The 21690-nt window shown below is 30.8% G+C and carries 25 protein-coding genes; 2 read left to right on the forward strand and 23 right to left on the reverse strand.

The features are described 5' to 3' along the window. Positions 1 to 78: 78 nt before the first annotated feature. The 3 genes from E5167_RS08620 to E5167_RS08630 all read right to left on the reverse strand — a co-directional run bounded on the left by E5167_RS08620 (position 79) and on the right by E5167_RS08630 (position 1774). Positions 79 to 492 carry a DUF6691 family protein gene (locus E5167_RS08620; RefSeq protein ID WP_136843092.1) on the reverse strand — a complete coding sequence of 138 codons (414 nt, stop codon included), beginning with the start codon at positions 490 to 492 and terminating at the stop codon, positions 79 to 81. 11 nt (positions 493 to 503) lie between these two features. After that, positions 504 to 1061: a YeeE/YedE family protein gene (locus E5167_RS08625; protein ID WP_136843094.1), complete on the reverse strand. Its 558-nt coding sequence runs from the start codon at positions 1059 to 1061 to the stop codon at positions 504 to 506. Between the two features lie 80 nt (positions 1062 to 1141). Beyond that, entirely contained in the window at positions 1142 to 1774 is a 633-nt protein-coding gene (locus tag E5167_RS08630) for a Crp/Fnr family transcriptional regulator (protein ID WP_136843096.1), read from the reverse strand. A 240-nt stretch (positions 1775 to 2014) separates the two neighbouring features. Between E5167_RS08630 and E5167_RS08635 the strand changes: the two genes are divergently transcribed. Further along, entirely contained in the window at positions 2015 to 2620 is a 606-nt protein-coding gene (locus tag E5167_RS08635; RefSeq protein ID WP_136843098.1) for a hypothetical protein, read from the forward strand. A gap of 47 nt (positions 2621 to 2667) precedes the next feature. On the opposite strand, the gene E5167_RS08640 is transcribed toward E5167_RS08635, so the two are convergent. From E5167_RS08640 to E5167_RS08720, 16 genes are all read right to left on the reverse strand, one after another. Further along, entirely contained in the window at positions 2668 to 3483 is an 816-nt protein-coding gene (locus tag E5167_RS08640) for an alpha/beta hydrolase (RefSeq protein WP_136843100.1), read from the reverse strand. Between the two features lie 9 nt (positions 3484 to 3492). Then, complete coding sequence (locus tag E5167_RS08645; RefSeq protein WP_136843102.1) at positions 3493 to 3948, reverse strand: GNAT family N-acetyltransferase; 456 nt, start codon at positions 3946 to 3948, stop codon at positions 3493 to 3495. A 14-nt stretch (positions 3949 to 3962) separates the two neighbouring features. Next, a complete protein-coding gene (locus E5167_RS08650; protein WP_136843104.1) occupies positions 3963 to 4877 on the reverse strand; it encodes a hypothetical protein in 915 nt (304 codons plus the stop codon). Positions 4878 to 4969: 92 nt separating this feature from the next. After that, positions 4970 to 5890 carry a TolB-like translocation protein gene (locus tag E5167_RS08655; RefSeq protein ID WP_211242139.1) on the reverse strand — a complete coding sequence of 307 codons (921 nt, stop codon included), beginning with the start codon at positions 5888 to 5890 and terminating at the stop codon, positions 4970 to 4972. Then, a complete protein-coding gene (locus E5167_RS08660) occupies positions 5874 to 6806 on the reverse strand; it encodes a TolB family protein (RefSeq protein ID WP_136843106.1) in 933 nt (310 codons plus the stop codon). Before E5167_RS08660 ends, E5167_RS08655 begins: the two co-directional genes overlap by 17 nt. 442 nt (positions 6807 to 7248) lie before the next feature. Beyond that, the gene (locus tag E5167_RS08665) at positions 7249 to 7884 is read right to left on the reverse strand and encodes a hypothetical protein (protein ID WP_136843108.1); all 636 of its coding nucleotides are present in this window, start codon (positions 7882 to 7884) and stop codon (positions 7249 to 7251) included. 51 nt (positions 7885 to 7935) lie between these two features. Then, positions 7936 to 8397 (reverse strand): nuclear transport factor 2 family protein, encoded by a 462-nt coding sequence (locus tag E5167_RS08670; RefSeq protein WP_136843110.1) that lies wholly within the window; start codon positions 8395 to 8397, stop codon positions 7936 to 7938. A gap of 46 nt (positions 8398 to 8443) precedes the next feature. After that, a complete protein-coding gene (locus tag E5167_RS08675) occupies positions 8444 to 8845 on the reverse strand; it encodes a hypothetical protein (protein ID WP_136843113.1) in 402 nt (133 codons plus the stop codon). Between the two features lie 4 nt (positions 8846 to 8849). Then, positions 8850 to 9143: a hypothetical protein gene (locus tag E5167_RS08680; RefSeq protein WP_136843115.1), complete on the reverse strand. Its 294-nt coding sequence runs from the start codon at positions 9141 to 9143 to the stop codon at positions 8850 to 8852. A 17-nt stretch (positions 9144 to 9160) separates the two neighbouring features. Continuing rightward, positions 9161 to 10336: an alpha/beta hydrolase gene (locus E5167_RS08685; protein WP_136843117.1), complete on the reverse strand. Its 1176-nt coding sequence runs from the start codon at positions 10334 to 10336 to the stop codon at positions 9161 to 9163. A gap of 50 nt (positions 10337 to 10386) precedes the next feature. Next, positions 10387 to 12138, reverse strand: coding sequence for a serine hydrolase domain-containing protein (locus E5167_RS08690; RefSeq protein WP_169301404.1), 1752 nt, complete (start codon positions 12136 to 12138; stop codon positions 10387 to 10389). A 105-nt stretch (positions 12139 to 12243) separates the two neighbouring features. Then, the gene (locus tag E5167_RS08695) at positions 12244 to 13608 is read right to left on the reverse strand and encodes a serine hydrolase domain-containing protein (RefSeq protein ID WP_136843121.1); all 1365 of its coding nucleotides are present in this window, start codon (positions 13606 to 13608) and stop codon (positions 12244 to 12246) included. Positions 13609 to 13690: 82 nt separating this feature from the next. Further along, positions 13691 to 14830, reverse strand: a complete 1140-nt coding sequence (locus tag E5167_RS08700; RefSeq protein ID WP_211242140.1) for a hypothetical protein — start codon at positions 14828 to 14830, stop codon at positions 13691 to 13693. 171 nt (positions 14831 to 15001) lie between these two features. Beyond that, the gene (locus E5167_RS15540) at positions 15002 to 15805 is read right to left on the reverse strand and encodes a nuclear transport factor 2 family protein (RefSeq protein WP_239021966.1); all 804 of its coding nucleotides are present in this window, start codon (positions 15803 to 15805) and stop codon (positions 15002 to 15004) included. A gap of 139 nt (positions 15806 to 15944) precedes the next feature. Further along, entirely contained in the window at positions 15945 to 17132 is a 1188-nt protein-coding gene (locus E5167_RS08715; RefSeq protein ID WP_136843123.1) for an MFS transporter, read from the reverse strand. Between the two features lie 11 nt (positions 17133 to 17143). Further along, complete coding sequence (locus tag E5167_RS08720) at positions 17144 to 17653, reverse strand: lipocalin-like domain-containing protein (RefSeq protein ID WP_136843125.1); 510 nt, start codon at positions 17651 to 17653, stop codon at positions 17144 to 17146. A gap of 104 nt (positions 17654 to 17757) precedes the next feature. Here E5167_RS08720 and E5167_RS08725 point away from each other — a divergent pair, with 104 nt between their 5' ends. Further along, positions 17758 to 18642 (forward strand): LysR family transcriptional regulator, encoded by an 885-nt coding sequence (locus E5167_RS08725; RefSeq protein ID WP_136843127.1) that lies wholly within the window; start codon positions 17758 to 17760, stop codon positions 18640 to 18642. Positions 18643 to 18753: 111 nt separating this feature from the next. Here the strand turns inward: E5167_RS08725 and E5167_RS08730 are convergent, their stop codons facing one another. The 4 genes from E5167_RS08730 to E5167_RS08745 are packed head-to-tail and all read right to left on the reverse strand — an operon-like array spanning position 18754 to position 21690. Further along, positions 18754 to 19269, reverse strand: a complete 516-nt coding sequence (locus E5167_RS08730; RefSeq protein ID WP_136843129.1) for a GNAT family N-acetyltransferase — start codon at positions 19267 to 19269, stop codon at positions 18754 to 18756. 4 nt (positions 19270 to 19273) lie between these two features. After that, on the reverse strand, positions 19274 to 20299 hold the full coding sequence (locus E5167_RS08735) for a hypothetical protein (RefSeq protein WP_136843131.1): 1026 nt from the start codon (positions 20297 to 20299) through the stop codon (positions 19274 to 19276). A 17-nt stretch (positions 20300 to 20316) separates the two neighbouring features. After that, the gene (locus tag E5167_RS08740; protein ID WP_136843133.1) at positions 20317 to 21162 is read right to left on the reverse strand and encodes an NmrA family NAD(P)-binding protein; all 846 of its coding nucleotides are present in this window, start codon (positions 21160 to 21162) and stop codon (positions 20317 to 20319) included. A 21-nt stretch (positions 21163 to 21183) separates the two neighbouring features. Continuing rightward, positions 21184 to 21690, reverse strand: a complete 507-nt coding sequence (locus E5167_RS08745) for an anthrone oxygenase family protein (protein WP_136843135.1) — start codon at positions 21688 to 21690, stop codon at positions 21184 to 21186.

Raw genomic sequence — 21690 nt, forward strand, 5'->3', positions numbered from 1 at the left:
CCTACCAAAGTTAACTAACTTTAAGTAAAATAACTGTAACAATGGTTACTTAACTATTCAATTTAAAATCATTTTAAGTTAGTGTGGTAACTTATGCTTAATAATGTGATACAATAAAACTCCAAGAAGGCCTCCAAAGATGACAATTAAAATAGACAGTACTCCTCTACCTAGCAATATAAACATTGGCCCTGGACATGCGCCTATTAAACCCCATCCTAAACCAAAAATAATACCTCCAATAATGGTTCTATAAAAGCCTTTTTTCTTTGGTTCTATTTCTATTTTATCTCCTAAGTAATTTTTAATGGTTCCTTTTTTAAAGAAGGAAAACAAAATAATTCCTAAAACTACTGCTGACCCAATAATTCCGTACATATGGAATGATTGAAATTTAAACATTTCGTAGATGCGATACCACGAAATAACTTCGGCTTTACTTAATATAATTCCGAAAAGAATACCTAAAATAATAAATCTAATATTTTTCATAATGTTCGAAATTAGAATAGTAATGGTAAAATTAGCCACGTCATGATTAATCCTCCAATAAAGAAACCTATAACAGCTATTAAAGAAGGGAGTTCTAGGTTACTTAAACCTGTAATTGCATGGCCTGAAGTACAACCTCCAGCATATCTAGCACCAAAGCCAACCAAAATACCAGCAATAACTAATATTGCACCACCTTTTAGGGATAGTAACGCATCAAGCCCAAATAATTCTTCTGGTAAATATTGTGCGCCTGCATTTTGGAAACCAATATCTGCTAAATCAGTAACTGTTTCAGGGTTTAGTAGTATTGCCTGGTCTGGAGTCATGAATTTAAAAGCTATAAAACCTCCTATAACTGTTCCTACAATAAACATAAGGTTCCAGCTATTTTTTTTCCAATCGAATGCAAAAAATTCATGTAGTTTTCCTGCACCACCCATGGCACAAATTGATTCAAGATTTGATGAGATTCCAAACTTCTTTCCAAAATAATAAAGAAAAAACATGATTAATGTTATGAGAGGTCCTCCAACATACCATGGCCAAGGTTCTAATATAAAATCCATTTTAAAATTTTTGTCAAAATAAGTAATTAAATATTTCTTAACGTAACAAATGTTACTGTAAAAAAAAAAAAAAAATAGAACTACAAATCGATTATTTTAATACTATTTCTATGTAGTTTTATTTTATTCTCTTTTTCAAGCTTTTTTAATAGTCTAGATACCACTACTCTTGATGTATGCAAATCTTGAGCAATTTCTTGATGTGTGGTTTTTATAAGGTCATCTCTATTAACCATAGCTTTATCTCTAAGATATTTATAGAGACGCTCATCCATCTTTAAAAACGCAATAGTATCTATAGCTTCTAGAAGTTCTTTCATTCGCTCATGATAGCTTTGAAGAATAAAGCTTTGCCAACTAGGGTATTTATGCATCCACTCTTGCATTTTTTCTATTGGAATCATTATGATTCTAGTATCTGTTTCTGCTACAGCTCTAATTTCGCTCTTGGTTTCCCCCATGCAACAGGTTATAGTCATAGCACATGTATCGCCTTGTTCAACAAAATACAGTATAAGGTCGTCTCCGTTTTCATCTTCACGCATTACTTTAATAGCACCACTTAATATTAACGGCATGCTTTTAATATTATCACCTATATCAATTAATGTAAACCCTTCAGGAACTTTTTTATAAGAACCAATCTCACTAATCTCTTTTAAAAGTGCATCTTCAAATAAATAGGAATAATGTCTTTGCAATCCTTCAATCATAAATACTAAACTTTAACTGTTAATCGTTTGTGTAAAAATAATAACAATCTACTTAATTATTGCTATGGAATAATTTTTGTTAAGGTAACTATAAATTATTATAAAGTATCGTTAATCTCTTTTTGGATTGAGAAAATAACAATCAAATATATATCTTTAACCCCAAGCATTATTTAATGCTAAAAAGCTATGAAATTTTATTTAACTATAATATTTATTTTTTGTTTTACACTAGCCGCCATGGCACAAGTTAATGATTATCAACGTGGTTTTACAATTAACCCTGTTGATAGTACTACGCAGGTTGATTTAAAATTATCATTTAAGCTTTCTCCTATAAAAGGGCTTACAAATAAGAATGTGAGATACACCTTAAATTATAACTCTTTACCTGAGTTAAACAAAAAAAAATATACGGTAGATATGACCCGAAAAAGTACTTTAACTGATAAAGAGTGGGTTATTACACAACGCTTTAATGAAGATAGAAGTAATTTAGATCAATTTGCCAAGGATTATTATTTAGGCGACTTAAAAACAAGATCGAGAACTGTTATCATTAGATGTCGTGACCATGAATATGTTGATGGCGATAAAATAAAGCTCATGGTTAATAATGCAGTTGTACATCCAAACCTAGTCTTAAGGGGTGATTTTTATAGTATAGATATCGATCTAAAAGATGGTTTTAATACCATTAATTTTATTGCTTTAAACGAAGGCGAGTCTTCGCCAAATACAGCACAGGTGCAAGTGCTTGATCCAGATGGAAATATTTTAGCCTCAAATAGATGGCTTATTAGAACTGGCTACAAAGCAAGTTTGGTAATAATAAAAGAGCAATAAAAATTTCTCATTTAATGCTTATATCTGTCCACATTGAAAATAGATAATTAATTTAGGTTTTCTAGCTCCTGAGTTAATACTAACTGTAACTCTTTAGACCATAAAATTGAATAATGACCATAATTATTCAATTCAATCATTTTACTTTGTGTGAAGGACTGATTAACCTCTCTTGCTCCTTCTACAGGCAATACTTTATCTGTTACTGAATGTACAATTAATGCCTTTTCTACATTGTTAAGCTGGCTACAATAGGTAATCATATTTAAATCATTAATATTTTCATTAACATCAGCTTCAATTTTAGTGCTTACTTTTTTAATAACCGCATTATTTAAATCAAACTTAAAAGCTATTTCTTTAATTCTGCTTTTAAAGTTATTAGGTGTAGTTACCAAGAGCCATAATTTAACGTCTATTTCTGGATATAGTTTTAAAACCCGTGCAACATTAACACTTCCAAAGGAATGGCTAATTACTAATTCTGGCATTTCTTTTTTAAACTCAAGAGTTAACATATTTGAAAACTCAAACATATTGGTTTTTCCTATTGAACTCTTACCATGTGATGGCGCATCAAAAGAAACAATCTTGTAATTGGCTTTTAATAAAATTGGTATTAAAGATGCGAAATTGCCTGTTTGTCCTTCCCATCCATGAACAAGAAAAACTGTTTTGTTCTTTTGATTTCCCCATTCGTAACGCATTAATAAAAAATTTTTATACGTAACAACTTCGGTTTTAGCTAAACTCATAACCTTCTCTTCGGAGTCTCTTAAGCTTCTAACTTTAGGTTGAGACATATACTTATAGACCTTATTAGCCACGATGTTTGGAAACAGATGTTGAATATATTTTACCATTTTTGTTTGCTAATTAAAATGCATTTTCATGCCTTCGTGAGACTCTATAAATCCAAGCTTTTTATAAAATTTTATAGCATCTGGTCTTTTTTTATCAGTGGTTAATTGTAACACATGAGCTTTTTTTTCTATTGCCCTGTTAATTGCCCACTCAAACATTTTGGTTCCTAAACCAGTTCCTCGTTGGTCTTTTTTAATCCTTACAGCTTCAATTTGAGCTCTAATGCCTCCTTGATAGGTTAAGTACTGAATAAATGATAATTGCATAGTACCAACAACCTCTAGCTTATCATTTTCAACAACGATAAGCTCTTGGTTGCTATCATTATTTATATTTTTAAACGCATCGTAGTATTTGCTTGGTAACGGAATTTTAAAATCTTCCCTTGTTTTACCTAGTTTATCATCAGCTATCATTTCTACAATTGCTGGAACATCGTTTTGTGTTGCTTGCCTGAATATCATAATAATTGTAATTGTTAGCTCTTTTTTATATTTTCTAAAAGTTCTTCTTTTAACTGAATAAAATCTACCCAATAAGATCTTCCTACCCAATACATACTTCCATCTTCTCTTGCCTTCCATTCTCCCCTCGAAAAAAATAGATATTTTCCATCGTGTGTCACATGTGCACCACTTTCCTGATGTTCTGTGTTTATCTTATCCCCCATATTCATTGCTGGTAGCCAAGAACCATCTCTCGCTCGAAAACTAATATAAATATCAGCTTGACCATAACCGTCTTCTCTTACAACATCCCAAATCAAATAGGATTCATCTGGAGCAATGTTGGGGTGTGCAATCCATGTTCCTGTATTAATTTCTTCGCCCATTTTTTGACGGGACTCATATTTGTCGTTTATGAGGCGTGAATAACTGATAGCACCAATGGTATCAGGTCTTTTAAATTGATCAAAGAAAAAAGTTCCCTTGTCAGAAACCGATATCCCCATGATATGCTTGTCTGTAAAAGGTGATCCCATACTTTTGAGTTCCGACCATCCAGTCTCAGTTCGATCCCTATATTTATTCCCATGGTAAATAATATTACCATCCATGGAGAATCTTGGAAATTCTATATGGGTCTCCGATTCGTTCCCCCAACTACCATTTTCATATCGAATAACAAAAAAAGTGCGTTTTTTATATTTTCCATTTTTCCTAGAAAAATAGAACTCTTTCATATCTGGTGAAAACGTGCCTTCTTCAAAAAGCCCATCTGGAGAAACAATTTCAGGAGCAAAAAGCTTAGGAATCAAACCTGGTGGCTTTTCGCCAAAATAAACAGTTTCTATAGTTGGTGAATCACTGTCTTTTACACTTTGTTTTTTAGTATTACACCCATTTAAAAATAGTGAGAATACAAGCATTAAAATATAATACGTGTTTTTCATTAGTTACTTATTGTGTTTACAATTTATAATTCCAAACCACCAGATGGCTCGTTCACTAAAAAGATCCACTAGATCTTTTTATACGTTCAGCCCTATTTGGGTCTGAGATTTTCAATAACCCGAGCATCCACCCAATAAGGGCTTCCTACCCAATAACTACTTCCATCTTCTCTAGCCTTTTTATCTCCTCTCCAAAAAAACAAATATTTCCCATCAGGTGTTACCCTTGGACGCTGTTCATAGGCTGCTGTGTTTATCTTATCTCCCATGTTAATTGCAGCTCCCCATGAACCATCCTTCTGACGAAAACTAACATAGATATCAGGAGTATTTTCACCTTCTTTCTCAGCATCCCACATTAAATAGGATTCATCCGGAGCTATAAAGGGATGAGCTTTATATAAGCCTGAGTTAATTTCGTTGTTCATTTTTTGAAGATCTTCATATTTGCCGTTTATAAGACGTGAATAACTCATATGACCTTTGCCATCTCTTTCTAAAAAATAAACGTAATAAGTTCTATTAGATGAGACTGTAAAACCCAAAATTGGAAGACCTTTGAAAGATTCAAGACTTTTGAACTCCAACCAATGAGGATCAAATCGCTCTCTATGTTTATCGATATCCGTTGACAAAACAGACGGCTCGCTCCATCTATTGTTTTTGTATTGCATAACAAGCAATGTGGTTTCTTTATATTTTCCACCAATCCTATTAAAATAGAACTCCTTCATGTCTGGTGTAAACGTAAATAGACTTTCTATATACTCATCTGTGGAAACAATACCAGGAGCAAATATTTCAGGTATTAAACCTGGTGTTTTTTGTCCAAAATAGCGATCTTCTAAATGTGGGAAGCTAAAGGCGTCTTCAATTTTTTCTTGAGCAAAGATAGTATTTAGTGAAATAACGAATGTCAGTATTAATAATTTAGTAGTTTTCATATTCTCTCCTTTTGTTAATATTATTGATAATGATAAATTGTATGAGTAGCCGCTAGCTCCTAATTTCATTCTCGATTCGCTCTTTTATTTGAATAAAATCTACCCAATAAATATCGCCATGTTCGTCGCCTCCTCTATGGAAAAATAAATACTTACCATCAGGCGATACACTTGCAGCCATTTCAGTTTGATCTGTATTTATTTTAGGTCCTAGGTTATAAGGTTTTGTCCATGTACCATTTTTATTAAAACTGATGTATAAATCGCTTTCACCAAACCCTAAGTCGCTTTTAAAATCATATATCATATAACTTTCGTCTGGTGCAATGTACGAATGGGCTATCCATTTGCCAGTAGAATTTATTTCATTCCCCATTCTATTGATACTTTTGTATTGACCATCTTCCATAACCGAGTTATAAATAACCCAATCTTCTGGGGCATCTCCTTTTTCACCAGTAGTGAAGTATAAATTACCATTTTCTGAAGACGTTAAGTACATTATTATAGATTTATCTACAAATGGCTTCTCCAACGGTATTGGTGTACTCCAGCCATTTGCTTCTCTCCTACTATACCATTGATAGAGACCTGGTGGCTTAAGTGTATCGTTAAGTGGTCTTATGCTTCCAAAATATAGCTTATCTCCTTTAGGACTGATATGAGGTTCGAAATCCCACCCTTCGGTTGCTGTAAAAAATGCTGGCTCTGGGTTTGACCACTTGCCATCAACTAACTTCATAGCATAAATTTCATTGTTCTCTTCTGGTTTTCTACGTGTAAAATATATTTCGTCCATTTCTGGAGTAAATGTAATGGCGAACTCGTAGCTATCAGTAGAAATAATCCCTTCCCCAAAAACCAAAGGCGTATCAGTTGGAATTTGGTCACCGAGTAAGGTGAGATTTGATTTTTTACTGTCTTGGCAAGACGTAATAAAGGCTAGAATAAAAGTAAGAATGAATAAGGTTTTTAGGTATTTCATATTCTATATTTTGAAGGTTTAAAAATTGTTGATTTTCTTTTTGTTTACAAAAACAGTAATTATTAATAGTGTAAAAGCAATTCCAAAACCCAATACACCTATGTTGATTCCCAATAGTGTTTTTTTACTTCCGTCTAAATAATATTCTTGTTTAAGAATTCTCAATTGTGATGCCCTCTTAAATGTGTTATCAATCCTTTTCTGAATTCTTCTTGACTACTTATAATTACATTGTACTTAATATACTCGTCAACAAAATCATCAGCAAAAATTGATAAAAATCCATCGACTTCCTTTGAATCACTGTTTGGTTATTGCATGGAGTTATAAGCGCTTATAAATGCCTCTGTTTTTTTAAGAAATTTTTGAGAAACTGTCTCTTATGCCGGAATGATATGTTGCTATAACTTATTATGTATTGTCTATTATGGCGTTTTTTTAATTATCTCTTACATTTTTCTATAATATTAGTTAATAAAGTATTTAAGAAAGCTTTATAATTTTCTGAATTATGCCCATTTGCTTTTACATAAATCGCTTCAGCTTCTTTATATTCAGACAAATCCCATCGAGTAATTAAGTTTTTATCTGGAATAAAAAGGTCATTGTCTTTTAAAAGTTGCTTGTATTCATTCGGAAATACTTTATAATATAGTCCCTCAAAAATTAATGACATAAATGGGTCTCTAGATGGCATTCTCCCATCATTATAACTTTTAGAAGATGAAGGAGAATTAAACATATTTCTAATAAGCAATAAAAATACCTGTCTGTAATGCTGAGAAGAATAGTTAAGAAGTTCTTGATATTTATCAGAACCATTTACAAAATAACAGTACACGCAATTTTGAACTAGGTTTTCTGCACTCTTAAACACATAATAATGTTCGTTAAACTCCTTTTCTATATTATTAGTTACCTGTCTTTCAATAAGCAACTCTATTCCATTTAATTGAGGGTAGAAGTCGTATGGATAGTTTGATGTTCCATCAGCCACCTTTTTTTCCATTCTTATTTGAGCCTTAGCAAAGCTAAAAACTAGAAAGCAAGAAATTAGTACTAACGTTTTTGTTTTCATTTAATTTTATTTATTAATTTTTTTAATTCCCCTTATATATTCCTTAAATTCTTAATTATGATGCCTGCGTAAATGAGTTATTAACCCTTTTTCGTCGTATTCAATTGACATAATTTGACTTGAAGTATGCTCTACAATTCTATCCATATGAAATGGCTTAACTTTAGCTTTAATAGTTACTTTTACAAAAGCCACATTTTTCCCTAACATAATATCATCAATAGATACTTTATGATAATATACCTTATTTTGAAGTTTGTCAATCATTCCCTTTCTGAACTCTTTTTTACTTGTAATGGTAACATTATACTTAACGTGTTCATCAACAAAATCATCAGCAAAAAAGGATAAGAATCGATCGACATCTTTTGAATTACTATTTGTTTGTTGCTTTGCACTATAAGCGTTTATAAAAGACTCTGTTTTTTTTAGCAATTTTTGAGAAACTACCTCTTGTGCCGAAATGGATAGTGTAAATAGCATGATGAAAGGAATGATTGCTTTGGATAACATAAATAATGATTTTTAAAATGAATTAACCTGCATTTAATAATTATAATTAGTTGATTTTAGGCTTTTGTTTAGTGGTTGTTAGGGTAAGTAATAGAAGTATAAATGCTATTCCAAATCCTAGTCCACCAATATTAATTCCTAAAAGTGTTTTTTCGCTTCCATCTAAATATTTCATTGAACCACCATAAAAATCTTGAAGTATGTAAGCCAATAAAAATCCTCCTGTGATTAGCAAACTTAAAATGACACTGATTTTGGTCTCTTTTTTAACCCAAACCAACCATAAACATAAAACACCAATGCTTGTGTTTGTAATAAGTTGCCATACTTCATGTATCCTTACATGTGGTGTCCAATCTGGATTAAATACATGAGTTGCATTTATTTCCAAAAAAGGAACTGCTATAGCGTAAAGAATAATACTAAATGTGATTATTGATTTTTTCATTTTTTTAATTCTTTTGGTATATTTTCTTTGTTGCCTTTTTTAGGTCAGCATTTGGCAAAAACTGATCTGCTATAGTTAAAATAGCATGTATGTTATCACGTAATCTGTCCAGTTTTATTTCTTCTAGACTCATAGACGTTTGTAACAAGTGAAGTGCCATATCTGCCAAAAGCAAACGTTGCTTTTCTAACCATTCATCATCATGTTTATTTGCAGGATGGTTTAAGTAACTAGTTTCAACTTTACCATGTAATTCCCAGCTTGTGTCTATTATTTTTTGTTGTTCTGCTTTTGTCATTTAATTGTGAATATTCATTAACGATATTCTAGTAGTTGAATATACTTTTTTTCTGAAAGTTCAGCTTTTTCAAATTCATTGATACTTTTATAGGCTTCAGAAAGCCTTTTATGAAGCGTTGCCGAATTAGGATAGTAATTTACTGATAGCTCTAGAAATTCAACCAGTTCTTTATAGCGTTTGTTACTTTTTAAACGACGTGATATACCAGATAGATTACCAACAAAATAGAAAGCATCTTCATTTGGAATAACATTGAATTCATAGCGTTTAGATAACTCATCATAAAACTGTTTTAAAGTTTTTGCAGGATTCTTTGCATTTCTAAACTCCTTATAAGGAATATTCCAAACATCTTTAGGGTAAATGGTTTCTAAACCATGTTGAATACCTGAAACAGCCATTCCATAATGATCTTCTTCTTCTAAAACTTCAATATTATATTTAAAATCTTTTAGATTTAGTTTCTTTAATGCTGTATTTAACGTTATATATGCCTCTGCTTCTTCTGGAGGTCTATTCAATAAATCTCTTGATGCTTTTCCTACATATAATGCGTTTCCTGAATGATTTCCAGATAACACTGAGGCTAAAATTTGTTCTTCAATAGATTTTCCGTTCTTTGTGTATTGTGCTAATTCAGATGCTAAAATTATATACCCCTTAAATAGTTTTGGATCATTCCAAAAAGCTTCTAATACAGGTCCAAATGTTGGAGACATTCCAATGATAGTACGATGTGAGTTTGCTCGATAGTTACTTTCAATAAATGGAAATACTTCATCCTTTAAAAACTTTACATGCTCTTTAGATTTACCTCCATAGCCTCCAAAAAATTCTCGACCATCTTTATTTTTTATAATAAGCGACATATCGTTTCTTTTACCTGTATTATTTACAATTCCAACAATAATACTTCGAGGCATATAATTTCTTTCTGCACGTATTTTTACTATTGACTGAGTTACATCAAACAAAAATTCGGCATCCAAAACATATATAACAGGATAATCATGAACACTATTATCATAATTTTTCGGAAGGGAAATAAGCAACTGCCTATCTTCATTTAGTACCGCTGACTTTATGAAAAGTTGCTTTCCAATGACGTAATCTGTATCTGCTACTTGAGCCATGCTATTACCTGTAAGCAAATAATAAATTAATATCCAGTATAATTTTATGTTTTTCATTTTTGACAATTGATTTATTGTGTTTTTACAGAATTATGCATCTATAGATTTTAAGCCCATAATCTAAAAGGGATTATATTCCAACATATTAAAACAATTATCCATTGTAAGGTGAATAGAATAGATAAAGTATCAATTACATAGGCTTTGTTTCTAACAGCTTTTATAAATCCAAAAATTATTGCTATTGGCAAAACACCAGTAACCAATGCTAACAAAATATTTTCAAATGTTAAATCCCCTAAGCTTAGAAAGGATTGATTCATAAGAAAAGGTAACGGTAAAAAAAGCAACATCATGGAAATAAAAGGAACAGTTAAAGCCTGTTTACCTGAAAATAATTGCTTTTTAATCAAAAAATAAAAGCCTCTAATAAGGATAATTATTACACCTAAAAGACCAAGAATTAAGTTTAGCCACATTAAAACTAGGTAAAGTACACTTACTTTTTCATAGGTCACTAGACCATCGCTAATAAGTTGTTTGTTGTTTTGCTCATATAAAACATGAGAAACCCTAACTCTATCTTGTTTTCTAAACAAGTTTTCACTAACTGGTAAAAGAGCATAACTGTTGTTTTGAATTGATTTGACAATTAGCTCATTATCTATTTTATTTACTTGTATTGAATTGAAGAGTAAATCTAAATAAGCAAATTTTTCAAATCTAACTGGGTTTAGTCTATAAAACCCTTCATAGACATCTATGTCACTATCTAAGCTAATATTTGATGTTGTTTTTAATTTTTTTTCGATTCCTAAATGTTCAATGAACACTTCGTTAAATTTTTGATAGTTTGCTGTTTCACTATCTGTATTAAAGCTGATAAAAAATGCTTTTTTCTCTTCAGGAAAAAGATAGAATATTGCCCTAAATCCAACTGTATTACCACGATGAAAGTACCCAACAACACCATACCTGTCTCTATAACTCAGTCCAAATTGATACCCAGAATTTAACCCTTCTTTATTAGATTCGATGGATACAGGTCTTCCCATTTGCTTTAATAATTCTGTTTTTACAAATGATTCTCCATTTATAGTTCCATCGCTCATTAAAAACTTTGCAAACAAAGCCATATCATTTGCAGTGGTTGTAAATTGTCCTGCAGGCCTTAAATACATTGGAATATTTTCTTGGGTTGTACCATCATCAAAATGTCCCATTATTAAATTTTCATCGGCATTTCTTCCTTTTTGACTAACAAATTTAAAGGTGCTATTGTTCATCCCTAAGGGCTTCAAAAGGTTGGTATTTAAATAATCTTCATACGACTCATGAGTGATTTTTTCAATAATTAAACCTAACATAGAATATCCCATATTAGAGTATGAAAATCTTGAACCTGGCTTTGTTCGAATTTTTAATACTGAAGGATCTTTAAGAAAGATTTTTTCAAGAGGTGAATTATAAGTTGGTTTTGTACTAAATACTTGCCAAAATCTAGCATCTTCTAAACCAGATGTATGATTTAATAAATCTCTAATCGTTACAGGGTTTGTATTCTTCCAAGGATTATCGAAGACAATATTGGGCAAAACTTTATTTACTGGCGAGTCAATATCAATCTTACCTTGACTTGATAATCGAAGCATACCAGTAGCAATAAGTACTTTTGCTAACGAACCAACTTGAACACTGTTTTTACTATTAATTAGTTTTTTTGAATTACTGTTTTTTAACCCTAGAGCTCCAGTTGTAATTATTTCATTATCAACAGTTGACCATACAGCACCTGTTAAATTTTCATCTATCAATATTCTTTTTAGCTTCTTTTCTAATAATTCTGACTTTTGTGCCATGGACATATTAGAAAAAAAGATGATAAAAAGTAAAAAAAGATATTTAATCATTTTTAAAGATTCATATTGATAGATAAAAATTTAAAATTACAAATAGAACGACACTTATTGTTTAGTAAACAGGTAAATATCCGCTACACCACTTTGCTCCAAGCCTAGTTGGTTTTTCTCAAGGTCAAAAATAAAGTTTGCTCCAATTTCCTCGTTAGTGAATTTATGATTTCCCTTATATATCAATGGTTCTTTCGGGAGCTCGTTTAATTGTGTGTACAAGATGTTATTTTCTTGGCTTATGGTAAATTTTCCGGATCCTTTTTCGGCTGCATATACTCCAACATACTTTTCAAGTTTGCTTGCTGTAATTTCAACACGCTCAAAATTGGGAAGCTCGAAAGGCTCATTAAAGTAACACTTTAATATATCTGTTAACAAATTATTTATGTTATAATCAATAGCATTGGATGAAATGGCAATGGCCAGTTTTTCCTGTGGAATGTATATGGAAATTGAATGAAAAGCATCTATATGTCCACCATGTCCAAACCCTTTTTTATCCTTATAGTTAAATGGCATTATACCCATGCCATGGTTATCCTTAACCGTGGTCATTATATCGAGCGTTTCATTAGAAACAATCTGCTCGTTAAAAAGTGCCTCAATAAAGGTGTTTAAATCGTTTGGATTCGAAACAATAGAACCACTTCCTAAAGCAATGGATAGGTTGGTTTCTGGGAATTCAGTCCATTTGTCCGAAAGGCTATATGAATAAGATTCATTATTACTTATAGTAATTTTTCCTCCCGAATACGTGTTTGTTAACCCTAACGGTTTAATGATTTTTTCTTGTAAAAGATCTACATAAGGCAAATTATATATCGTCTCCAAAATTTGGGATAATAAGAAATAATTTGAGTTACTATACTCGTTACTGCTATCTGGCTCAAAGTTGCTTTTGTAGCTGGTAATAATTTTTAGCATCTCTCCCCTAGATTTATGTTCGGTACGATAGTCAAAAAACGTTTTATCCTTCGTAAAGCTAGGGATACCGCTTCTATGGTTCAACAAATTGCCAACTGTTATTTTGCTCGCATTTTCAATTGCCGGGAAATACTTGTCTATAGTTTGATTGATGCTTAGCTTATTTTCATCTACAGCTTTAAAAACCATAGTTGCTGTAAACATTTTGGTGATTGACCCAACTCTGTATTTGGTTGCCCTTGTTGATGTTTTTTGATTGTCAATATCGTTATAACCCATTGTTTTTGAGTAGATAACATTTCCTTCATGTGAAAGGGACACTGTTCCCATAAACTTGTTGTTTTTATGGAGTACGTTAAAGAGTTCATCTAACTTATTAGAATAAGTTTTTTCATTAAAAGCTTTATCTGCTTTTTTTGAATTGCCTTCACTTTTATTGCCACAAGAACACAGTAAAGCTACAGTTATTAATAAGAGAATTGTTTTTTTCATTTTTTGATTGATTTTTGATTAATGATTTAATAATGCAAAATTATTATATAGAACCTTGCTATGCAAGGTACTTTGTATAAATTTAACTTTTTATTATAAAATTGTATTGTTTATATAAATAGCGTGAAGCTGCAAACCCCATGTTTTTATAATCGTGACCAACTTCTGGTATTATTTTAAGTTCCCAATTAAATGTTGTGTTTAGCTTTTTTGCCATTTCTTTAGCTTGTTCAAAAAAGTATGCTCCTCTCTCCAATCTATGATGCCCTTGTTGATTGGCGGTTTTAGATTCTAGAAAACTTCCTCTTGTTTCATTTTCATTATCAAGTTCTCCTAAAAAAACTACCAATTTTTTCTTAAAAGCATTTTTAAGAAAAACGTTATTAACTGGAGTATTTTTTAACCCAAAAGGAAAAGAGTTTTCAAAATTTGGCAACGTATAGAAACTTGCATTAGAAGCTAAAATATTCTTGGCTTTTGTGTGTTCTTGAAATAGTACAAATCTGTGTAAAATATGGCCTCCAGCTGAATGTCCAAAAAGATTATACGACGTTTGTTTTGATTGAAGCACATTAACAGCTACATCAAAAATACGGTCGAAATCATTGAAAAGCCACTCGTTTGCATTAGGGTTTAAATTGAACCTTAATTTATCTTCATTAAGCATAATTTTATTGGCCCCTTCTACTCTTTCAATACAATCGTACAGGTTAGAGTTTTTTATCACCCCTCCTAAATGGTATGCATCAAAATTGTAATGCTTTTCTGGGTACATTGGAGATAAAATTAGAATACTCTTTTTTTCTGATTCCTCTATCCAAGAATCTCTATAGGTATTACCATTTCTTCCTGCTCCAGGAATAACCAATAAGATTTCAGAATTAGCTGTAAAGTTTTCAGGCTTATGATAATACACTTGAATAGTGTTTTCTTTATTTCCTATGCCTCCTTCAATTAAAAAAGATCCTGAGCCAGTTTTAATTGTTACATCATTTAAAACTTGGCGTTCTTCTTTAATTATATTGTTATTCTTTATTAAGTCCATCTTGCAATGAGGACAAATTCCAGGTTCATAAAATGTTAATTCATCACATTTTAAATCACAAGGTGTACATACATAATTGCCTGTTCGGGAATTGCATGAAAATATTGTTATTGCAACCAATAACACAGTGTAAAACTGTATTTTTAATGATTGGAATCTTGATTTTAATGTTTTCATGATTACTGTTCTACAGCACATAAATACTAGTGCTTAATTATGGTTGTGGCTCAAAAATATAATGGAAGTTAGATTGAAATTGTTTCGAAAAGCAATAAAATTTGTTCGAAAAGGATTATTCTATATTTTTTCTTGTTTAGAATAACCCTTTATAGACAACCACCTCTACTTTTAATAACTTTTAGATGTGAATGATTTATGAATTATTTTCCACTCATCTTTAATTTTCAATAACAATAAATAATCAATGGCTATTCTATTACGGTCAGGCATTATAACCTGTACTTTGGCAAGACCTGCATTATTTTCATAATCCAATGATAAAATATTACCAATTCGGTTATTCTTTTTGCCTTCTTTAAAATTACCTATGTATTGCTTCCCTGATAAAACACTTAAATCTCCATTTTTTATATAATACAAATTGAAATCTTGATGAAATGCCCTTTTTAATTTTTGAGGTTCTCCGTTTGCTGTTCCATCTATGTAGTTTGACAAGGTTTCTTTAATTTCTTCTAACCCGTTTTTTTCAATAGATACCAAATCATCTATTTTTTCATAGTTTTTAAGATTTATAATCTTGTGTAATATTTTCCACTGTCCTTTTATTTTTAGAAGCAAAAGATAATCGGTTGCTATCCTTTTTGTGTCTGGAAAATATACTTCAACTTTTACAGAAGCGGCATCGTTTTCATGATCAATAGATACAATTCGTCCTTTTCTGTTATACTTTTTTCCTTTTTCAACTCTTTCAATATAGCCTTTCCCATCTATAACTCTTAATGTATCTCCCTGTACTATAAAAAGATTAAAATCTTGATGAAATGCCTCTCTTACTTTGTCGGGATTACCATTTGCTGTACCGTCTATATATTTCATTACAGTAGAATTAATTTGTTCTACTTCTGCTTGTGCATTTAGTTTTAATACTACAATAAAGTTAAGTGCAAGACATACTATTAATACTTTTTTCATTTTATTTTTTAATTGATGATTAGAAATTTGATTCTCTTTTAATTTTAAAGTTTTGTTGTTTATGAACAAAACTAATCTTCATCATCAATGTTGATTTGTTCAAAACGAATAACAATTTGTTCGAAACGGATTTTTAAGCTTAACTTGTTTTAAGGTTTAAGTTTGGCAAAAACACACAAGCTACACCAATTAAGGGAAGAAACGAGCACAATTGATACACAAAATAAATAGACGTATAATCTGCCAACAATCCAATTAAAGCTGAACCAATAGCAGCTACCCCAAAAGCAAAACCATAAAACATACCCGAAATTACGCCAAGTTTTGTAGGTAATAATTCTTGAGCATACGACATAATTGCTGGAAAAGCAGATGCCATTATCAACCCAATAATTATCATAAAAACATCGGTATAAAAAAGACCTACATAAGGCAATAATAAAATAAAAGGTGTTGCTCCTAACACAGAAAACCAGATAACATATAATCGTCCAAATTTATCGCCTAATGGACCACCAATAATGGTTCCCAACATGTATGCGAATAAATAAATAAAAAGATGCACTTGAGCTTGTTCTATGGAAAGATTAAATTTTTCAATTAAATAAAAACTGTAATAATTAGATAGACTCGCTGCATATATAAATTTTGAAAATATAATTACTAATAATATGCTTAAAATCAATTTTATTTTCTTTTTTGAAAAATCAACATTTGCTACAGGAGTAATACTCTTTTTTGAATAATTATCTTCTAAATATTTTTTGTACCACTTAGCAACTTGCTTTAATGCAAAAAACCCAAAAACTAATGGCAGTAAAAACATACTGATTAGTTTTTGAGAGTTGGGAAGTACAAATAGAGCAACCAATAAAGGCGCTATTGCTGTTCCCAAGTTACCTCCAATTTGAAATATTGATTGTGCTACTCCAATTTTTCCTCCAGAAGCTAAATTAGCAATCCTACTAGATTCTGGGTGAAAAACTGCTGATCCTATTCCAATTAAGATACAAGACATAGTTATTGAGCTAAAGCTATTTGCAAAAGACAAAAATAAAATCCCTAAGGCAGACATAAGTAACCCGTAAATTTGTGCATAAATTTTAGGTTTTTTGTCTGTATAATAACCTACCAAAGGTTGTAAAATGGAAGCACTAAATTGGAAAGCAAATGTAATTAAGCCAATTTGCACGAATGAAAGCTGGTAATTCTCTTTTAACAATGGATAAACTGAAGGAATAATACCTTGAATTAAATCGTTTATAAGATGAGAAAAACTTATAAAATATAGAATATAAAAGGTTGTTTTAGAATTATTGCTTTCCATGAGTAATAATCTTAATTAAATACCCTTCGTTTCCAAACAACTTCTGCTACAACAGATTTACCACCTTGCGTGGTATTTGTTACAATGTATTTAAGCACATCATTATTATAACTATAGGTTCTTTTTTGAACTTTGTTTTCCCAATTTGGAAAAGAAGCATGTAAAACATTAAATGAAATAGTTTTAGTGCCAGTATCAATAAAATAGTAGCCGTAATGTGCATTAAAACCCTTTACTATTTCAGCATTTTCTTCTGGTGTGCTTGTATTTTTATTACCTGAAGCTATTAAGGGTCTATTTTTCTTTAATATTTGAATAGCATAATTGCCATGTTCATCAAAAATGAGCAACCCATCAGGCTGCTCTCCATAAGGTTGAACTTTAGTTCCGTTTTGATATATGTTAGTGATTGACACCAATGACCATGAACCAATAAAACTATCAGTTTTTTTGACATTGTTTGTTTGAGCAAAACTTATTAAACTAAACAACATTACATTTAAAACAATTATTTTTTTCATCTCTACAATTTTTAAATTTTAATAATGCAGCAAAGTTCATTATAAATTGTAAATTTGTAAAACGCTATTTTTCGATATCATTAATCGATAAAACCGATTAGAAAATGGAACTAAGACAGCTAAAATATTTTATAAAAGCAAAAGAATTATTAAACTTTACAGCAGCCGCAGCTACTTTAAACATTAGTCAAAGCACCTTATCTCAACAAATAAAGCAATTAGAAATAGAGCTTGATGTTCCGTTATTTGAACGTATTGGAAAAAGAATAAAACTTACCGAAGCTGGAGATTTATTTTATAAATATGCGTTACAAAGCGTTAATAGTGCCAATAGTGGTTTTAATTTATTAAGAGATTTTAAAAATATTGAGACTGGAGAGTTAAAAATTGGTTCAACCTATGGATTGAGGCACGTGCTAACAAAATCTGTTAAACAGTTTGTAGAATTATATCCAAAGATTAAGATAAGCATTGTTTTTGGCACATCTGAAGCATTGATTGAAAAACTTGATAATTTTGAATTAGATTTTATTCTGTCGTTTCAAGAATATGAAACAGATAAAGCACATCGATACCAACTTTTATTTACCTCTGAAATGGTTTTAATTGGTGCTACAAACTCTAAATTAAAAGAGGTCAAGAATATAAAAATGAAAAATCTTGTGCACTTCTCTTTAGCTTTACCTTCAAGCGGATTTAATACACGGAAATATATAGATAAAGTTTGCAATAAAAAGAATTTAAGTCTGAATAGCTCTTTAGAAATTAATGATATACCAATGCTTTTAGATTTAGTTAAAACTGGTAAATACTATACTATCTTAGCTAAAACGACTATTCAAGATATAAACTCAATAATATCTGTACCAATAATACAACCTTCTATGAAACGAAAAGGGATGATAATTTCTTTGAATGAAGTCTATGAAAAAAAAGCTGTTAAAGCATTTTACAAAATTATTTATGATATTATAAATACCTCTGTCTAATATTTTTATAAAAACTTAATACTCACATTTTCTTTAATTAACAGCTTTTTTTTACTTTAGGTTTAATTGATATCTATGTACGTTAACCGTTTTTTATTTAGCTAATAATGGCTACTTCGGACTAACCAATTCAAATTTTCTTTCGACTACATCTTTTCCAAATGCATTGGTAGGCAATTCTTCTGTAAGTAAAAAACCGTGTTTATTATATATTGCCGCTGCTGCATCCAGTTCATCAGTAGTCCATAAATATGATGATGTATAAGTATTTTCTTTATAGAAATTCATATAAAAATTCATTAGTGTTTTCCCAAGACCTATGCCTCTATATTCTTTCTCTAAATAGAAATATCTTAACTGTGCGCTTTTATTTATTCTATGTTGAAGAAATAGGCTCCCAACTATTTTCCCATTATGTTCACAAAACCATACCCTATCTTTTGTTGAGTCGTAATTTTGGTAAAATTCACAAATGCCTTTAGCTACATACATCTCAAAAGAAACACCATGGTTGTATTCTTTTGCATACACAGCACCATGTCTATGAATTATATACCCAAGGTCACCGGGTTTTATATCTGTTCTAATAGTAATATCTTGTAGTGTAGTAACTGCTTTATTTGTCATTTTTTTATTTTAAGTGAATAATTATTCTATCTGCTATTTTTTTAGCCGATGTAACTTGAGATAGGTCTTCATATAATTCTCCGTTTTTCCCTGAATAATGACCATGACCAACGAGGTTCATTAGCTTATACGCATTTGAGTCAAAATCATTAGAAGAAATTTGAGCCTCATAAATTAATGAGGGTTGTCCAACTTGTCCAGAACCAGAATAAATTTTGTCGTTAGGATATCTATCTTTTGTATAATATTCATTCCAATCGTACGATTGATTTAATTCAACGAGTATTTTATAATTCCCTTTGGTTATTTCACTTTTTGAATTAATAATAAAGTTACCTGTTGGTGTTGCTCCAGAATATGCATCTATATCACTAGAATTCCCTAAAGGCATGTAAAGTCCGTCTGCTGCTTTAATACCACGCTTATGAGACCAATAAGGCAACGCTTCTGGACGTCTAACCGTTGCTGACTCCCAAGTACCATTTACTTTTTTACCAAAATCAAACTTGCTTGAAGAAATGACTCTCGAAATATATAAGGTTTGAATATAGTTTCCTTGAGCGTCTTCTATCCAAATGGCAAATAATGGGTATTGGAAGGCTTCTCCTTTTTTTAATTCAACACTAATTGTATGTTTTCCAATAGCTCTTTTTATATCTATGACTTCATAATCAAAATTTACTTCTTTTTTACCAAGTTGTTGGTTGCGAATTTGATTGCCAAATTCATAGAATGCACTAAACCCTGGTACTTGAAAGTATAAACTAACAACAACCAAAATAGCTATACTAAAAATTAAAGGTGCTTGTAGTTTTTTAAATTTGCTTTGCCTTTTTCCTGAAATATAATTAGTTAATGGTAATTTATTATTTATTAAATGAAAAATCATTCCTAAAACAAACAGCATACTAAAAAAAGTATGTAATGATGCAATGCCTTTATTAAACGGCATTAAATACATTAATACACCTGACCCAATAAGAATTACTAATACAACAATTAAAATATTACCTAATAATCTTCTATCCATTACAATTAATTTAAATATTAATTAGCATTAACTTTTGGATTCCATACTCCACTTGTAGCTGTTTCTTTAACATACTCTGAAAAATCTATAGGCTTTCTATTTAAAACCTTCTCAATATCATTGGTAATCTCTGAGTTTTTTGGGTCTCCAAGTACTTCTGAAAACAAGTATTCAATCAACCAGACATAATCTGCTGGTACACCTTGCTGCTTCATAACATTTACATAAGCTGGTAACGCTATTGGTGTAAAAACAATGTCTCGACCTGTGGTAGTAGCTATTTCTTCTACAACATCTTTAAAAGTTAATAACCTTGGGCCTGTTAATTGATAAATTTGTTCATTATGTTTATCATTTACCATTACTTCAACAACCACATCGGCAATATCCTGAGTATCTACATAAGGTACTTTTGCCTCAGCTTGTGGTAAAGCTACAAAGCCTTCTAATATTGGTTCTAAAAAGAAACTCTCGCTAAAATTTTGATTGAACCAGCTTGCACGAACGATTGTATAATCTAGCCCTGAATGAATGATAACTTGTTCACAAAGCTCTGCTTCTCTTTCACCTTTTCCAGATAACAACACTAACTTTTTTACTTTGCTTTTTTTAGCAAGCTTTGTTAATTCTTCAATAGCTTCTAATGCACCTGGAACAGCCAAATCTGGTTGAAAAGTTATATATACTTTATCCATTCCTCGTAATGCTTTTGGCCATGTTTTAGGTGCATCCCAATCAAATGGTGGTGTGGCTGATCTTGAACCAATTCTTACATTATGACCTAAATCGTTTAATTTAGAGGCTACTTTCCTACCTGTTTTTCCAGTGCCTCCAATGATTAAAATATTGCTTTTATTTTCCATTTTTATATTTTATTACTTGTTTTAAATATTATTTTTTGTTATTTGTAAAACACTAATTATCAGAATAATAAATGATGTTGCAGAAGAAATTGTTCTAACTAAATGAAGACGATTCCATTTTATTTCAAAATTATTTCTTAAAGTTTTTAAGTCGTAAACACTTGCATTAGCTAACTCTGTTTTATCTAACATTTCGTTTAATGGAACATTACCAAAAATTGTTACTAGCAAAACACCAAATACGTAGATTATTGCAGCTAATATTAAAAGCCATAATACTGAGCTAGGTTCATTTTTAAAAACATATAAATTAAAGAGACTTAAAAAGAAAGGTCCAAAGAACACAATAAAAAATAATGGATTCAATATTGTTCTGTTCATTTGCTGAAAAGATGCCAAATATTCAAAGTCATTTAGTCTCCCTATTCCTGATGTAATACTATTTGACCAAGTAAAACATAATCCTGCGGATAACCCAGTTAATAGTACAAGAGCGATAATTCCTATATGTTGAATAGTTATATCCAT

The organism is Pontimicrobium aquaticum, assembly GCF_005047595.1.
Lineage (GTDB): Bacteria > Bacteroidota > Bacteroidia > Flavobacteriales > Flavobacteriaceae > Pontimicrobium > Pontimicrobium aquaticum.

Coding starts and splice junctions, on each gene's coding strand:
- E5167_RS08620 (WP_136843092.1), bottom strand. CDS start 492: ATGAAAAATATTAGATTTATTATTTTAGGTATTCTTTTCGGAATTATA.
- E5167_RS08625 (WP_136843094.1), bottom strand. CDS start 1,061: ATGGATTTTATATTAGAACCTTGGCCATGGTATGTTGGAGGACCTCTC.
- E5167_RS08630 (WP_136843096.1), bottom strand. CDS start 1,774: ATGATTGAAGGATTGCAAAGACATTATTCCTATTTATTTGAAGATGCA.
- E5167_RS08635 (WP_136843098.1), top strand. CDS start 2,015: ATGGCACAAGTTAATGATTATCAACGTGGTTTTACAATTAACCCTGTT.
- E5167_RS08640 (WP_136843100.1), bottom strand. CDS start 3,483: ATGGTAAAATATATTCAACATCTGTTTCCAAACATCGTGGCTAATAAG.
- E5167_RS08645 (WP_136843102.1), bottom strand. CDS start 3,948: ATGATATTCAGGCAAGCAACACAAAACGATGTTCCAGCAATTGTAGAA.
- E5167_RS08650 (WP_136843104.1), bottom strand. CDS start 4,877: ATGAAAAACACGTATTATATTTTAATGCTTGTATTCTCACTATTTTTA.
- E5167_RS08655 (WP_211242139.1), bottom strand. CDS start 5,890: ATGAAATTAGGAGCTAGCGGCTACTCATACAATTTATCATTATCAATA.
- E5167_RS08660 (WP_136843106.1), bottom strand. CDS start 6,806: ATGAAATACCTAAAAACCTTATTCATTCTTACTTTTATTCTAGCCTTT.
- E5167_RS08665 (WP_136843108.1), bottom strand. CDS start 7,884: ATGAAAACAAAAACGTTAGTACTAATTTCTTGCTTTCTAGTTTTTAGC.
- E5167_RS08670 (WP_136843110.1), bottom strand. CDS start 8,397: ATGTTATCCAAAGCAATCATTCCTTTCATCATGCTATTTACACTATCC.
- E5167_RS08675 (WP_136843113.1), bottom strand. CDS start 8,845: ATGAAAAAATCAATAATCACATTTAGTATTATTCTTTACGCTATAGCA.
- E5167_RS08680 (WP_136843115.1), bottom strand. CDS start 9,143: ATGACAAAAGCAGAACAACAAAAAATAATAGACACAAGCTGGGAATTA.
- E5167_RS08685 (WP_136843117.1), bottom strand. CDS start 10,336: ATGAAAAACATAAAATTATACTGGATATTAATTTATTATTTGCTTACA.
- E5167_RS08690 (WP_169301404.1), bottom strand. CDS start 12,138: ATGGCACAAAAGTCAGAATTATTAGAAAAGAAGCTAAAAAGAATATTG.
- E5167_RS08695 (WP_136843121.1), bottom strand. CDS start 13,608: ATGAAAAAAACAATTCTCTTATTAATAACTGTAGCTTTACTGTGTTCT.
- E5167_RS08700 (WP_211242140.1), bottom strand. CDS start 14,830: ATGAAAACATTAAAATCAAGATTCCAATCATTAAAAATACAGTTTTAC.
- E5167_RS15540 (WP_239021966.1), bottom strand. CDS start 15,805: ATGAAAAAAGTATTAATAGTATGTCTTGCACTTAACTTTATTGTAGTA.
- E5167_RS08715 (WP_136843123.1), bottom strand. CDS start 17,132: ATGGAAAGCAATAATTCTAAAACAACCTTTTATATTCTATATTTTATA.
- E5167_RS08720 (WP_136843125.1), bottom strand. CDS start 17,653: ATGAAAAAAATAATTGTTTTAAATGTAATGTTGTTTAGTTTAATAAGT.
- E5167_RS08725 (WP_136843127.1), top strand. CDS start 17,758: ATGGAACTAAGACAGCTAAAATATTTTATAAAAGCAAAAGAATTATTA.
- E5167_RS08730 (WP_136843129.1), bottom strand. CDS start 19,269: ATGACAAATAAAGCAGTTACTACACTACAAGATATTACTATTAGAACA.
- E5167_RS08735 (WP_136843131.1), bottom strand. CDS start 20,299: ATGGATAGAAGATTATTAGGTAATATTTTAATTGTTGTATTAGTAATT.
- E5167_RS08740 (WP_136843133.1), bottom strand. CDS start 21,162: ATGGAAAATAAAAGCAATATTTTAATCATTGGAGGCACTGGAAAAACA.
- E5167_RS08745 (WP_136843135.1), bottom strand. CDS start 21,690: ATGGATATAACTATTCAACATATAGGAATTATCGCTCTTGTACTATTA.